Source organism: Acetobacter estunensis (genome assembly GCF_019083805.1).
GTDB lineage: Bacteria > Pseudomonadota > Alphaproteobacteria > Acetobacterales > Acetobacteraceae > Acetobacter > Acetobacter estunensis_A.
In genome coordinates this window covers 66,993-81,310 of sequence record NZ_JAHRDV010000003.1, presented here as the reverse complement: position 1 = coordinate 81,310, position 14,318 = coordinate 66,993, and the positions used below count along the sequence as shown (strand labels likewise).

The 14,318-nt window shown below is 57.1% G+C and carries 15 protein-coding genes; 14 read left to right on the top strand and 1 reads right to left on the bottom strand.

Features of this window, described 5'->3' with window-relative positions; all coding sequences use genetic code 11:
- The first annotated feature begins 23 nt into the window (after positions 1-23).
- From KUA11_RS05130 to KUA11_RS05070, 13 genes are all read left to right on the top strand, one after another.
- Entirely contained in the window at positions 24-2,207 is a 2,184-nt protein-coding gene (locus KUA11_RS05130) for a GumC family protein (protein WP_254454692.1), read from the top strand.
- A 21-nt stretch (positions 2,208-2,228) separates the two neighbouring features.
- Positions 2,229-3,350, top strand: a complete 1,122-nt coding sequence (locus KUA11_RS05125) for a glycosyltransferase family 4 protein (RefSeq protein ID WP_368040934.1) — start codon at positions 2,229-2,231, stop codon at positions 3,348-3,350.
- 19 nt (positions 3,351-3,369) lie between these two features.
- Positions 3,370-4,749: an outer membrane beta-barrel protein gene (locus KUA11_RS05120; RefSeq protein ID WP_254454717.1), complete on the top strand. Its 1,380-nt coding sequence runs from the start codon at positions 3,370-3,372 to the stop codon at positions 4,747-4,749.
- A gap of 59 nt (positions 4,750-4,808) precedes the next feature.
- Positions 4,809-5,378 (top strand): polysaccharide biosynthesis/export family protein, encoded by a 570-nt coding sequence (locus KUA11_RS05115; RefSeq protein WP_368040932.1) that lies wholly within the window; start codon positions 4,809-4,811, stop codon positions 5,376-5,378.
- Positions 5,379-5,827: 449 nt separating this feature from the next.
- Positions 5,828-7,180 (top strand): adenylosuccinate lyase, encoded by a 1,353-nt coding sequence (gene purB / locus KUA11_RS05110; protein ID WP_217409297.1) that lies wholly within the window; start codon positions 5,828-5,830, stop codon positions 7,178-7,180.
- Positions 7,181-7,335: 155 nt separating this feature from the next.
- Positions 7,336-8,100, top strand: a complete 765-nt coding sequence (gene purC, locus KUA11_RS05105) for a phosphoribosylaminoimidazolesuccinocarboxamide synthase (protein WP_166313495.1) — start codon at positions 7,336-7,338, stop codon at positions 8,098-8,100.
- Between the two features lie 48 nt (positions 8,101-8,148).
- On the top strand, positions 8,149-8,391 hold the full coding sequence (purS, locus tag KUA11_RS05100; protein WP_217409296.1) for a phosphoribosylformylglycinamidine synthase subunit PurS: 243 nt from the start codon (positions 8,149-8,151) through the stop codon (positions 8,389-8,391).
- The gene (locus KUA11_RS05095) at positions 8,388-8,795 is read left to right on the top strand and encodes a Rap1a/Tai family immunity protein (protein ID WP_217409295.1); all 408 of its coding nucleotides are present in this window, start codon (positions 8,388-8,390) and stop codon (positions 8,793-8,795) included. Before purS ends, KUA11_RS05095 begins: the two co-directional genes overlap by 4 nt.
- The gene (purQ, locus tag KUA11_RS05090) at positions 8,792-9,493 is read left to right on the top strand and encodes a phosphoribosylformylglycinamidine synthase subunit PurQ (RefSeq protein WP_217409294.1); all 702 of its coding nucleotides are present in this window, start codon (positions 8,792-8,794) and stop codon (positions 9,491-9,493) included. The genes KUA11_RS05095 and purQ overlap by 4 nt, the downstream gene beginning before the upstream one ends.
- A complete protein-coding gene (gene purL / locus KUA11_RS05085) occupies positions 9,490-11,700 on the top strand; it encodes a phosphoribosylformylglycinamidine synthase subunit PurL (protein WP_217409293.1) in 2,211 nt (736 codons plus the stop codon). Before purQ ends, purL begins: the two co-directional genes overlap by 4 nt.
- Before the next feature lie 19 nt (positions 11,701-11,719).
- The gene (locus KUA11_RS05080; protein ID WP_217409292.1) at positions 11,720-11,950 is read left to right on the top strand and encodes a BolA family protein; all 231 of its coding nucleotides are present in this window, start codon (positions 11,720-11,722) and stop codon (positions 11,948-11,950) included.
- Positions 11,951-12,021: 71 nt separating this feature from the next.
- Positions 12,022-12,357 (top strand): Grx4 family monothiol glutaredoxin, encoded by a 336-nt coding sequence (gene grxD / locus KUA11_RS05075; RefSeq protein WP_166313501.1) that lies wholly within the window; start codon positions 12,022-12,024, stop codon positions 12,355-12,357.
- A 130-nt stretch (positions 12,358-12,487) separates the two neighbouring features.
- Entirely contained in the window at positions 12,488-12,805 is a 318-nt protein-coding gene (locus KUA11_RS05070; RefSeq protein WP_217409291.1) for a hypothetical protein, read from the top strand.
- A gap of 60 nt (positions 12,806-12,865) precedes the next feature.
- Here KUA11_RS05070 and KUA11_RS05065 read toward each other — a convergent pair whose 3' ends face one another.
- On the bottom strand, positions 12,866-13,399 hold the full coding sequence (locus tag KUA11_RS05065; protein WP_254454691.1) for a YraN family protein: 534 nt from the start codon (positions 13,397-13,399) through the stop codon (positions 12,866-12,868).
- 30 nt (positions 13,400-13,429) lie between these two features.
- Here KUA11_RS05065 and dapB point away from each other — a divergent pair, with 30 nt between their 5' ends.
- Positions 13,430-14,236, top strand: coding sequence for a 4-hydroxy-tetrahydrodipicolinate reductase (gene dapB, locus KUA11_RS05060; protein ID WP_217409290.1), 807 nt, complete (start codon positions 13,430-13,432; stop codon positions 14,234-14,236).
- Positions 14,237-14,318: the final 82 nt, after the last annotated feature.

Sequence of the window (14,318 nt, the reverse complement as noted above, 5' to 3'; positions counted from 1 at the left end):
TTCCCCGATGGGAGAGGGCGGAAATGTCTGATCATGCTCTGGAAGTTCCCATAAACAGGGTGGTGCCCTCGCCTCCACCTGAAACGGGCGCATATGTTCTGGTTCGGCGCTATCTGGGAATCGGTTTGCGGTATCGCAAGCTGTTCCTGGTCGTATCGCTTTTGGTTCTCGTTCTGGGAACCGCGATGGTGATGACGCTAAAGCGCTCTTTCATGGCGACGGCCACGGTGGTCGTGACGACCCATATGGTCGATCCGCTGAGCCAATCGTCAGACAGTAATACGGCGCTTGAAGACGATGAACTCGCGACGCAGGCGGAACTCATGACCTCGCGCGATGTCGCGGCCCGTGTGCTCAGGCAATATCCACCACCGCCATCGCCTCAGCATGGGCAGGGATGGCGGCGTTTTCTGTGTGAACACGGGGTGCACTCAGTATGCCCCGTGGCATCGGAGGCAGCGAGCAACAGCGCCGGAGAACTCGACCGACAGATTGACGCCCTTCTTGGGAGCGTGACGGCGGAACCTCAGCCCCATTCGCGGATTATCACCTTGAGCGTAAAGGCCGACACCGGTGAGCGTGCGGCTGCGCTGACGAATGCCCTTGTGACAAATTATCAGGCGGTTGCTCTCGCGCAGCAGCGTAGCAATCTGCAGAAAGAAGCCGACTGGCTCGATGAACGGACGGCTGCTCTTCGTGAGCGGTGGCTGGACGCTGAACGCACCACGAGTGGTTACAATGTTCAGCATGGACTGACCAACACGGAAGGTGGATCGCCGCTGGTGGAGCGGCAGATTGCCGATATGGCGACCAGTCTTGGACAGGCCCAGAGCCGTTATGCTTCGGCGCAGGCAAAGGCCATGGCGTTGAAAGCGGCCATGCAGGCAGGCGATGCATCGGCTATGATCTCGCTTGCCGAACAGCCTCTTCTTGTTGCTGCGGCGAGTAATTTGATGCAGGCGGAAACGCAGCGAGCCGAGAAGCTTGGATCTCTTGGTCCCAATCATCCTGATGTGCGGTCGCTGAATCAGCAGATATCTCAAGCTCGCACGACATTGAATATTGAGACACGACGAGCCCTGACCTCCATGAGTGGTGAGGTTGTGGCGGCCCGAGCAGATGTGGATGCCCTGACGGCGCAACTCAATCGTCTTCGTGGACAGTCGGCCGGTCAGAGCGGCGCGCAGGCGGAATATCGAACGCTGGAGCAGGAATCGCAGAGCGCCCGGAGTGTGTATGAGGCGTTTCTGGATCGTGCCAAACAACTGACGGACCGTGTGGCATTGCTACAGCCGCCTGTAACATTTGTTTCCCATGCGGCCGTGCCGGCAGCCCCCACGTTTCCCAACCGTAAAAAACTGATGATGGGTGTCATCGTGCTGGCGATGGTCGCCGGTGTATCAGCCATAGTCATGAAGGTGGCCTTGTCGCCAAGTTTCGTGGATATGGATGAACTGCGCAATTTTGATGGATTGCCACTTCTTGCGGTGCTGCCGCATTTCGGCCAGCTGGGCAAAGGCGTGATCAATCCTGTCATGGCGCAACCGTTTTCGCAGGTAGCGGAAACAGTAAGAGGAATCTCTGCGCAATTGGCGCTGTTGCCGGGTGATCGGCGCTATGGGGAAACGGGTGTTGTGAGTCTTGTCTCGGCTGCGCCGGGCGATGGAAAAATGACACTGGCCGCGTTGCTGGGCGGATCTTTGGACGCCTGCGGTCAGAAGACGCTCATCATAAATGTCGATCCTCGGCGGCATGACGTGCGAGAAAAGAATGTGCGCGGATTTTCCGATGTGCTGGCTCGCAGAGCCATGGCGCGAGATGTCATTGAGCGTGACCCGGCTTTGGGGGTAGATGTGATGGGGGCAGGGGAGGCGCGGGTTAGCGCTTTCGATGCTGCGGAAGTTCTCCAGATCCGCGATCTTCTGCGCGATCTCTCTCAGGAATATCGCATGATCCTGCTTGTCACGCCGCCATTGGCCCTTGCCTTGGACGGATTGGTGATGGCTTCAGTTTCCGATCAGACGGTTTTTGTGTGCCGATGGGGACGTACGTCTCGTACCATTATGGCGGCCTGTCTAGAGCGTTTGCGTGTTTATGGCGCTCGGATGGCGGGGATCGTGGTGACGGGCGCTGAAGTGAAATCTGCAAACCTGTTGGGCGGTGTTCCTCTGACGCGCAGCGAGACGCATCTTCTGACTAAGCAATGAATGAGTGAAAAAGGTGCTCGCGTGAATATCGTCCATGTGGTGAGGCAGTTCAGCCCTTCGGTTGGGGGGCTGGAAGATTCTGTCCTGAATCTGGCCTTGGAACAAAGGCGGCAATTCGGATTAAATGCGCGGGTTGTCACGCTCAATCGTGTGTTCAATCGAGAGGGCATTCTGCCGCCTCGTGATGCTGTCGAAGGTATTCCTGTGACACGTCTGCCATGGCGTGGGTCCACGCGTTACCCTCTGGCTCCCTCCGTTCTGTGGCATTGCCGGGATGCGGACCTGATTCATGTCCATGCCATCGACTTTTTTTTCGATTATCTGGCGTGGACGAAGCCTCTTCATCGTAAGCCTCTGATCGTCTCCACACATGGAGGGTTTTTCCACAGCGGAGCGTATTCAGAGCTTAAGAAGATATGGTTTTCCACAATCACACGCGCGAGTATCCGCGCGTATGCCAAAGTCGTGGCTTGCAGTGAAAATGATGCGAAGCTGTTTGCAGACGTGGCGCATGGGAAACTGGTGACGATCGAGAATGGGATCAATCAGGACAAGTTTCTGGATGCGTCATCGCCACATCCTTGTCGTACATTGATTTCTTTTGGACGGTTTTCTCCACATAAAAGACTGGATTTGCTGTTTCCGCTTCTCGCTGCTCTTCGGAAATGCAATCCGGAATGGCGCCTTATTATTGCTGGTCGTCCGGCTGAAATTTCTGTCGCTGAATTACAGAAGCAGGCACATCATTTCGGTATGGAGAGTGCTGTTACGTTTCTGGTCGAGCCTTCGGATGGTCAACTTCGTGATGCGATGAGTCAGGCTTCGTGGTTCGCGAGCCTGTCTGAGCATGAAGGCTTCGGGCTTGCCGCTGTCGAAGGTATGTCGGCGGGGTTGGTGCCGGTGCTTTCCACCATTCCGCCTTTCCGCCGTCTTGTGACTCAGACGGGTGTTGGGTTGCTGAGTGAGGGTGGTGATCTGGCACAAACGGCATCTCGGATGGAAGCCTTGCAGGAGGCGGGTTTGACCGGTCTTCGGACGCAGGCGGCGCAGGGTTCGCGCATTTACGATTGGAAGGATGTCGCTGGGCGTTATGCGCAGGTGTACGATGAAGTTCTGCATGACAGGGAAAGAGCCATCCCATGAATGGTGACTTCGCGTGACCATGAAAAGTGGGAAGCCATTTCTTGATCTAAGGAGAGAAAAGGCGCGACTATTTCTGATGTTCTGTGGTGTGGTCGGCTCAGGGGAACTTGGATCGCCTGCTTATGCGCAGCTGATTACCCAGTCTTTCCCGAGTGAACTTCCAGGGTATTCAGCCGACTCTACGGGCATTGTGTCATTGCGTGAGGTATTGCGGCAGCCTCATGCTGGAATAAATGTAGGGTCTTTTATTTTTCATCCAAGTGTTTCCCAGAAGGTTGGGTATAATGGCAGTATCCTTGGAGCTAGCCATACTGGAGGTCTCGAGCTTGATTCGATGGCCGGATTGGGTCTGAATTCAAATTGGAGTCGGCATTCTTTTGGTGTGTCGGCGTCTGTAAAAAATACTGCCTATCCAATAAATAATAAATATTATCCATCTTTGTCCGAAGCTGGCTACACAGATTGGAATGTTGCAGCCGGGGGAGGGTTGAACCTCGGACATGATACGCTGTCCGCAGGCTATAGCCATGCGGTCAAGCATCTATCTGCGACTCAATTAGGAAATTTCGGAGTTGGATACCCAGTTCCTTATGTTGTAGATGATGCGCGATTAAGTTATCGAAAGAATTGGACGCGGATAGCGCTGATACCGAGCGTCGCCTACGACGATTTTTCTTTTGGTGAGGCCGCAGGTTCCATTCCTACTGCTGGGCGTAATACGCATTCTTTGAGCCATCAGTTGGAAACCCAGATGCTTCAACTCCGATACGAGATATCCAAGGGAAACGCATTGCTTGGCATTATCCGCACTTCGGAAGCTCAATTTGTCAGCGTTAGCGATGGCCATCCAGCCGATTATATCTCGGGTGGTGGATTTGTTGGCTTGGATTTGCGAGCTGATGCCGTGTGGCAATATCGGGCACTTATAGGAGCAGAAACGCGTCATTTCGTGCGTGGAGGTGGGCGTACATTGACCACGCCAACGGCAGAACTGGAAGTGATCTGGATGCCGGATAAACTGGATACGTTTACGCTGACCGGCCAACGTGGACTGTTCGATCCAACATCTGCCTTTTCACGTAATCAGATTGTCTCCACGGTACAGCTTGAGGAAGAGCGCGAATTATTACGAGATGTTTTTTTTAGTGGCCAGGTTGGGTTTGCCCGCACGGATTCGTTTGGAGCATCGGCGGGGAGTGCAGGTCATCAGCAGGTGCAATTCAGGGGAGGAGCTGGTGTGGACTGGCAGTTTAATCGTGATTTCAAGCTGACATTGAAATATATGTATACCAAAAGTAAATCTAAGTTAACTGGAAGCGAAGAAGGTAATGAGACGGGCATTGGTAGTGGAACGTATACTAATCAGACAGTAAGCTTGGGGGTTGCATTCACGCGATGATGCGACGGTCAGGATATGAAAATCGTGGTAATAACCGTGAGCGGCAAGGAAAACAGGGCGTGAAAAAGTGGAATAAACGTATTGCTGTGGGTGCTGCCTTGACAATACTTGTTGCTTGCTCACCAACGCATGGCCTCAAGCCCATACCGCCTGTTGATGGCTCCTACAGACTGGGGGCAGGTGATCAGATTCGCGTTATCGCCTATAACGAGCCTCAATTAACCAACACGTTTACAGTCAGCGATGCCGGAATGATTGCTTTTCCGCTGCTCGGCAGGGTGCCGACAGCAGGTAAAACGCCCGGGGAACTGGCACAAGAAATCGGGACAGATCTTTCGCAGCAGGGGCTATTGCATAAGCCGAGCATCTCTGTGGAAGTGACACAATACCGACCGGTGTTCATTCTGGGTGAAGTGCAGAAGCCGGGGCAGTATAATTATCTTCCTGGCATGACCATGCAGACGCTGGCGGCTCTTGCTGGTGGTTATACCTACCGAGCTATTACAAACACGGCGAGCGTCGTGCGTACGGAAGGCACGCATGATGAACATCCTGTTGAAGGCAAGATCAAACCGGATAGCCTTCTGGCGCCGGGAGATGTCGTCACAGTGTACGAGCGGTTCTTCTAAGCGGCTTTAAATCTTTATTGCGCGAGATTCACGGAGTGCGCGTGGCGGCACTTTGTCAGCGATGAAGCCACCACGCGATACCGGTCCAGAACGGCAGACAAAGAAGCGCACCGAACGCCATGCCGCGGAAAGCTGAAAATTCACGCTTTTCCGTCAAAGGTGGCGGGGGAGCGTGAGATAAAGTGGAAGAAGGCGACACGCGGGTAGACGGGGCAATATGTTGGATAACCTGTGACACGACGGTTGATTCCATCCAGCACGAGTTTCAGTTGCCGTATCATTAAAGAGAAAAAGATTTAGAAGGGTTAATAGACCAAGCTGGTCCAATCCGTTTCTATCCAAGGCAGAGCGACAGGGAGAAATATTTCATCCAGCCGCAAAATGGTCTACGAGCAGCGCCATGTTCCGGCCTGTCGGTCGAATGCCACATGGAAAGAGAGGGCTTCCTCATGGTGCCGCGCTATACGAGACCTGCGATGTTGGCCATCTGGGCCCCCGAAAATCGTTATCGTATCTGGTTCAATATCGAAGCCCTTGCCTGTGAGGCCATGGCGGAACTTGGTGAGATCCCCAAGGAAGCGGCCAAGACAATTCGTGAGCGTGGCGATGCTGCGATGGCGGCATTTTCTCAGGCCGATCTCGATCGTATCGATGAAATCGAGGCCGAGACCCGTCATGACGTCATTGCCTTTCTGACGTGGCTGGCGGAAAAAGTCGGTCCTGACAGCCGTTTCGTGCATCTGGGTATGACGTCCTCTGACGTGCTGGACACCTGTCTGGCCGTTCAGCTTGTGCAGGCGACCGATCTGCTGCTCACGGATCTCGATGCGGTTCTGGCGGCGTTGAAGAAGCTGGCCTTCACCCATAAGCACACTCTCACCATTGGCCGTAGCCATGGAATCCACGCCGAGCCGACGTCCTTCGGCCTGAAAATGGCGGGGCATTATGCCGAGTTCCAGCGCAACCGTGAGCGACTGGTGACGGCGCGAGCGGAAATCGCCACCTGCGCCATTTCGGGTGCTGTCGGTACGTTTGCCCATCTCGATCCACGTGTTGAAACCTATGTCGCTGAAAAACTGGGGCTGAAGCCCGAGCCGGTTTCCACGCAGGTCATCCCGCGTGACCGTCATGCCGCCTATTTCTGTGCGCTGGCTGTCATTGCCAGCGGCATCGAGCGTATCGCGACGGAAGTGCGCCATCTTCAGCGTTCGGAAGTGCGCGAAGCGGAAGAATTCTTCCATCCGGGCCAAAAGGGCTCATCGGCTATGCCGCATAAGCGCAATCCGGTTCTCTCGGAGAATCTCACGGGATTGGCGCGTCTTGTTCGTGCGGCTGTGGTGCCGGCGCTGGAGAACGTGGCGTTGTGGCATGAGCGCGACATCAGTCACTCGTCCGTTGAGCGCAACATCTGTCCGGACGCGACGATCGGGCTGGATTTTGCGCTCGCTCGCCTTGCCGGCATGATGGACAAACTCGTGGTCTATCCCGAGCAGATGGCGGCCAATATCGAGAGCCTCGGTGGTGTGGTGCATTCCGGCGAGGTGCTGCTTGCTCTGGCGCGTGCTGGCGTGCTGCGTGAGGATGCCTACCGCATCGTGCAGCGCTGCGCGATGGACACGTGGCGTAACCTTGGAAAGCCGGGTGGCCGTACTTTCCGCGAGAATCTCGATGCTGATCCTGAGATTGCGGGCCGGATTTCGAAAGAGATACTGGACGCGGCTCTCGACAGCCGCTCGCATCTCAAGGCGATCGACAATCGCTATGAACTCGTTTTCGGGGAAAAGGGACCGTCTGCTCCCTGATCTGCTTGGGACCATCCGCGTGCGGTGCGTCACGCGGATGTATCATCTGAGGCGGAAGGCTGCTAAGAGGCAGCCGCATATGGGGCCTGTCAGGGCCAGATCTGTGGACGCTTTGCGCGAGCGTTCGTGCTAGTCAAAGAGAACAAGGGACGATCATGGCCCGTCGCCGTCAGCTGTACGAAGGTAAAGCCAAGATTCTGTTCGAGGGCCCCGAACCCGGGACGCTCGTGCAGTATTTCAAGGACGACGCCACAGCCGGAAACGGCGCGAAAACCGGTGTCATCACAGGCAAGGGCGTGCTGAACAACCGCATCAGCGAATACGTCATGCTGCGGCTTCAGGAGGTGGGAATTCCCACTCACTTCATTCGTCGTATCAACATGCGGGAGCAGTTGATCCGCGAAGTGGAAATCATCCCGCTTGAGATCGTGGTGCGCAATGTTGCCGCAGGCAGTATTGCCAAGCGGTTGGGCATTCCCGAGGGTACGCGCCTGCCGCGTTCCATAGTGGAGTATTATTACAAGAACGACGCGCTGGGCGATCCGATGGTGGCTGAAGAGCATATCACGGCGTTTGGTTGGGCGTGCCCGCACGACATGGATGACATGGTGGCCATGTCCCTGCGGGTGAATGATTTCCTGTGTGGCTTGTTCGCAGGCGTTGGCATCACGCTGGTGGACTTCAAGCTGGAGTTCGGGCGGCTGTGGGAAGGTGAGGATATGCGCATTATTCTCGCTGACGAGATTTCGCCCGATAATTGCCGTCTGTGGGATGCTCGCACGAACGAGAAGCTCGATAAGGACCGCTTCCGTCGGGACATGGGCAATGTCGAGGAAGCCTATCAGGAAGTGGCCCGGCGTCTCGGCATCCTTCCCGAGACGGCAAATGGTGATCCGAAGAGTTCGGATCTGATGCACTGAAACGCACGAAACGGTGCGGTGAAATAAATTCTGTTGGCAGGTGGCGGCATGAAGGTACGTGTGACGGTGTCTCTCAAGGAGGGCGTTCTCGATCCGCAGGGCAAGGCGATCGGACATGCCTTGCACGTGCTTGGCTTTGACGAAGTCGGTGAAGTGCGCGTCGGCAAGGTGATCGCACTTGATCTGGCAGGTGAGGATGCTGCGAAGGCCGAGACGCGCGCGCGCGCGATGGCCGAGCAGCTTCTGGCCAATCAGGTGATTGAGGATTTTGCAGTCGAGGTGGTGAAATGAGGCGCACGGCTCTTCTGATTGCAGCACTCGGCCTGTTTGGCGCGGAAGCAGCACACGCTCAGCGCGTGTCTCCACTGACGGCTGGCAGTTTTGGCCGTATCTGCACCCGTGGGGCGGCAGCGGGCAACGAGATTTGCGATGCCTATATTTCCGGCATGGCGGATGCGGTCGCGCTGGCCAAGATCAATGATCGAAATGAGGGTGACCCCAATGCGCCGGCGGGTTTCTGTGTGCCGGCTTCCGAGACCGGGCCTTCCATGCGGAGCAAGGTGATCGCGTGGCTCAGAGCGCATCGGGACGTGCTTCAGAAGCCGGTGGGTGAGGGCGTGTTCATGGCGCTGCATGATGCTTATCCGTGTGCTGCCAAGACAACGGCTCCCAAGACCGAGAGCGCTCCGAAATGAAGGCGGCTGTCGTCCTCTTTCCGGGAACCAACCGTGAGCGTGACATGATGATCGCGCTGAAGGCTGTGACGGGGCACTCGCCAAGTCTTCTGTGGCATGGCGAGACGTCGTTGCCGGATCTGGATCTGGTCGTGTTGCCGGGTGGCTTCAGCTATGGCGACTATCTGCGTTGTGGCGCGATGGCGGCTCATTCGCCCATCATGCACGAGATCCGCGCGTTTGCTGAGCGCGGGGGGCATGTGCTCGGGGTGTGCAACGGGTTCCAGATTCTGACGGAAACCGGGCTGCTGCCGGGTGCTTTGTTGCGTAATGCAGGGCTGCGATTTCTTTCGCAGGATTGTCACCTGCGTGTTGAAAACGCGCAGACGCCGTTTACGAGTAAATGGGCCAAGGGCGATGTGTTCCGCACGCCGCTTGCGCATGGCGACGGCAATTATGTAGCCGATTCAAAGACGCTCGACACTCTGGAGGGCGAGGGACGGGTGGCGTTCCGCTATGCCGGAATGGACGGCACAGTCGATGCCGCCGATCGCACGATCAACCCGAATGGTAGCGTGAACGCGATCGCTGGCATTCTGAGCGCCAATGGTCGGGTGTGCGGGATGATGCCGCATCCTGAGGATCTGGTAGATCCGCTGATGGGCGGTGAGGACGGCAAGCCCCTGTTCGAGAGTCTGGTGGAGGCATTGAGCCGGTGAGCACGAAGCACAAGACGGTCGACGCAGATCTCGCACGCGAGTTTGGGCTGTCGGCGGAAGAATATGACCGCGTTCTTTCCATCATGGGACGCACGCCGAGCCTGACGGAACTGGGCGTGTTCTCGGTTATGTGGTCCGAGCACTGCTCGTACAAATCCTCCCGCAAGTGGCTGAAAACTCTCCCGACAACGGCGCCTTGGGTGATTCACGGGCCGGGTGAGAACGCGGGTGTGGTGGATATCGGGGAAGGCTTGGCAGCCATCTTCAAGATGGAAAGCCACAACCATCCTTCTTTTATTGAGCCGTATCAGGGGGCGGCCACTGGTGTTGGTGGCATCCTGCGCGACGTGTTCACGATGGGCGCGCGTCCAGTGGCCAATCTGAACGCGCTGCGTTTTGGCGCGCCCGAGACGCCACGTACCCGCGAGATCGTGGACGGCGTCGTTCGCGGCGTTGGTGGATACGGTAATTGCGTGGGTGTGCCGACAGTTGGCGGTGAGGTGAACTTCCACCGCGCTTATGACGGAAATCCGCTCGTCAATGCGATGACAGTGGGTGTGGCGCGGCAGGATCGCATCTTCCTTTCGGCGGCAGCCGGTATTGGCAACCCGGTGGTGTATGTCGGCTCTAAGACGGGCCGCGATGGCATCCATGGCGCGACCATGTCGTCGGCCGAGTTTGATGAGAATGCTCTCGCCAAGCGCCCGACCGTGCAGGTGGGCGATCCGTTCGTTGAAAAACTACTGATCGAGGCCTGTCTCGAACTGATGGCAACGGATGCGATTGTCGCCATTCAAGACATGGGCGCTGCGGGGCTCACGTCCTCTTCCGTCGAGATGGCGGGCAAGGGTGGCGTGGGCATCGACCTTGATCTTGACGCAGTGCCGCAGCGTGAGCCGGGCATGACGGCGTATGAAATGATGCTCTCCGAGAGTCAGGAGCGCATGCTCATCGTGCTCAAGCCCGAGCGCACCGAGCAGGCCCGTGCGATTTTTGAAAAGTGGGAGCTGGATTTCGCGATCGTGGGGCATCTGACCGATACCGGTCACATCGTGGTGCGTCATCGCGGCGAAGTGGAAGCGGATATTCCTCTGGATCCGTTGGCGGATCAGGCTCCGATCTACGACCGTCCGACGGCGCCATTGCCTGCGCCAGAGCCGGTGGGCGACATTCACGATCCGTTGGGTCTGGAAAAGACGTTGACCACGTTGCTCGGTTGTCCGGATCTGGCATCCCGTGCGTGGATCTGGAACCAGTATGACAGCACTGTCGGTGGCCAGACTGCAAAGCGTCCCGGTGGCGCGGATGCCGCGATTGTGAAGGTGGATGACACCACCATTGGTCTTGCTCTGACAACGGATTGCACGCCGCGCTACTGCAAGGCGAATCCGCGTGCCGGTGGAGCGCAGGCCGTGGCGGAAGCGTGGCGTAACATCACAGCCACAGGTGCCACGCCGCTGGCCGTGACGGATAACCTGAACTTCGGTAATCCCGAAAAACCCGAAATCATGGCGCAGTTCGTCGCCGCGATTGAAGGTATGGGAGAGGCGTGTCGGACGCTCGATTTCCCGGTCGTGAGCGGCAATGTCTCGCTCTACAACGAGACGCGGGATCCGGATGGCACGACACAGGCCATTCTGCCGACTCCCGCCATTGGCGCGCTGGGTGTGCTCAAGGATGTGCGTCAGCACATCGGATTGGCCATGCCCGAGAAAGGAACGCTTTTGCTTGTGGGCGAGACGAAAGGCCATCTCGGTCAGTCGCTCTGGCTGCGTGAGGTGCTCGGCCGTGAAACGGGTGATGCTCCAGAAGTCGATCTGCAGGCCGAGCGCCGCAATGGTGATTTTGTGCGCGAGCAGATTCTGGCCGGTAACGTGTTGGCCTGTCATGATGTGTCCGATGGCGGCGTGCTGATTGCTGTGGCGGAAATGGTCATGGCGAGCGGTCATGGCTGCGAACTGGAGCCGCCTCAGTCTGGAATGCGTCCTGAAGCGTTCTGGTTTGGTGAGGATCAGGCGCGTTATCTGGTGGCTGTTTCCGATGATGGGACAGGCTTCGCGACTGCGGCGAAGGCGGCAGGTGTTTCGGTCCGCGTGATGGGCCGTATCGGCGGTGACAGTTTGACGTTGCCCAGTGGTGCCATATTGGCAGCCGCGCGTTTGCGTGCTGTCAACGAAGCCTTTTTTCCTGCGTTGATGGATCGCTGAGCAAGAGGACACACACATCATGGCGATGACAGCCTCAGAACTGGAAGCCTATATCCGCGAGGCATTTCCCGATGCGCAGATCGCCATTGATGATCTGGCGGGCGACGGGGATCATTATGCGTGTACTGTGGTCAGCGAAGCATTCCGTGGTGTTTCACGGGTGAAGCAGCACCAGATGGTGTATAACGCGCTTCAGGGACACATGGGTGGCAAGTTGCACGCGCTGGCGCTGAAAACTTCGGCGCCCTGAGCGGATTTCACAGGAATTACGAAGGCAGCCTCATTCATCGTGGGGGTGTCCGCAGAACGGAGTCGAAAGATATGTCCACATCTGTTGGCCAGCGCATTCAGGCGCTGATTGAAGAGAACCCGGTTGTTCTGTTCATGAAAGGCACTCCGGATTTTCCGCAGTGCGGCTTTTCTGCGCGTGTGGTGCAGATTCTCAATCATCTGAATGTTCCTTTCCGGGGCGAGAATGTTCTGGCCGATCCGGAAATTCGGGAAGGTATCAAGATTTTCTCCGATTGGCCCACGATCCCGCAGCTCTACGTCAAGGGCGAGTTCATCGGTGGGTGCGACATCGTGACCGAGATGGCCAAGTCTGGCGAGTTGCAGACGCTGCTGACCGAGAAGGGTGTTACGGTCAACGCAGCCTGAAATATTCGACTGCGTTTAACGGCTTGATAAGGAAAAACTCCGGTTTTCGGCCAGAAACTGTCTGCTCGCGGGTTGCGGCGAGAGGCAGAGCTGGTAAGGTCGGAGAAACAGATACGGCGCGAGAGACGAGATGATCAGGACGGTGGTGCGGAAACTGACAGTTGTAACGGCTGGTATCGGTCTCATGACATGTGTGGCAGGTGCAAAGTCGGCTCATGCAGAGCGCATCATCTCCGATTTTGAAGCCAGTAAGCTGACACTGGAATCGTTGACTGCAGTGCCCGTTTATCATCCGGTTGCCCATCACGTTGCAGCGCGTCATGCGGGTAGCCTTCATATGGCCGTTGCCAGCCGTCGTGGGAGCAATATGCACGGGTTGGTGCATCTGGCATCCTACCGGACAGTAAAACGCTCAACTGCCGTGGCGCATGTTCGTCATCGCACCTGATTTCAGACAGTTGATGTGATCTAGAAAAGGCTTCCAGAAATGGAGGCCTTTTTCTTTGGGTTATTCCTGTCTGAAAGCGTCGCGAATGTGACGCAAACTGCCGGTTGACGCTATGGCAATCACATCGAAACTGATGCCTTCATAAGTCCACTCGGGGTGGGCTGTGAGCAACAGTTCGGCAGCGGCCATCAGGCGACGGCGCTGTCGCATCGTGATGGCTTCGGACGCGGTCTGGCAACTCGCACGTTTCTTGACTTCAATAAAAGCGAGATGATCGTTTTTGCTCGCCACCAGATCGATTTCACCGCAGGGCGTACGGGCGCGCTGAAGCAGAATGTGCCAGCCATCGGCCAGCAGATGTTGTCGCGCAATGTCTTCCCCACGCAGACCGTCCGCATGTGCGATAGATCCGCGTGTCTGACGAGAGAGCGATGGTAGCGGCTTCTGCATAGGGCCAGCATGGGAGCGATGGATGAAGGCAAGATGAACACGCGTCCTGTCTGCATTGAAGCTGTACGATAAAATCCGTAGGAGAGTGACGCGCTGTTTGTCACGAACATGCGTGGTGGTGCCGTGTCGGTGGACACGCTCCATCTCTTTCATTGTCAGGGACCGGACAGCGCGATGACCAGCACTCCTCTTCGTATTGGTATAGCCGGCATTTCGGGGCGCATGGGGCAGGGACTCGTGCGCAGCGCTATCGAGTCTGGCTGTGTCGTAGCTGGCGGCACCTGCCGCACTTCGCCTATGGACGCGGCGGTGCGGGCGAGGCTTACGAACAATGGAGCAATCGTCCTGTGTGACAGTCTGGGCGAGCTTGCGAAAATCTCCGATGTGGTGATCGATTTTACGCATGTCACAACGGTACAGTCTCATGCGCGGTTCTTGGCGGACGCCGGCGTGCCGTGGGTGCTGGGCACAACGGGTCTGACGGAAGCCGATCAGACGGCCGTGGATGCGGCAGCGCTGCGGATTCCTATCGTTCAGGCCGCAAATTTCTCCACCGGTGTGACGGTGCTTCTTCGGCTTGCCCGCGAAATGGGGGCGGTGCTGCCTGCTGAGCGTTTCGACGCGGAAATCGTCGAAATGCATCATCGGCAGAAAGTCGATGCGCCCTCGGGCACGGCGCTGGCCATTGGTGAAGCCGTGGCCGAGGGACGCGGAACGCGACTGGCCGATGTGCGGGCGCCTGTGCGTGAAGGGCTATGCGGTCCACGCAAGACGGGAGAGATCGGTTTTGCCGCCCTGCGCGGGGGACAGATCGTGGGCGAGCATGAGCTTTTGTTCACGTCCGGCACGGAGCAGATCACCATTGGACATCGGGCCTTTGACCGTCGCGTGTTTGCCGATGGCGCGGTGCAGGCGGCGCAGTGGTTGGCGGGGCGCGAGCCGGGTCATTACGACATGGAAGACGTGCTCGGAATGAAATGAGAGGCACCGTAGGGCTGTTTCCCGCGCTTCCTGCTTGACCGGACCGAAACTCTCGGCCAAACGACAAGTCCCTTTCTGCGTG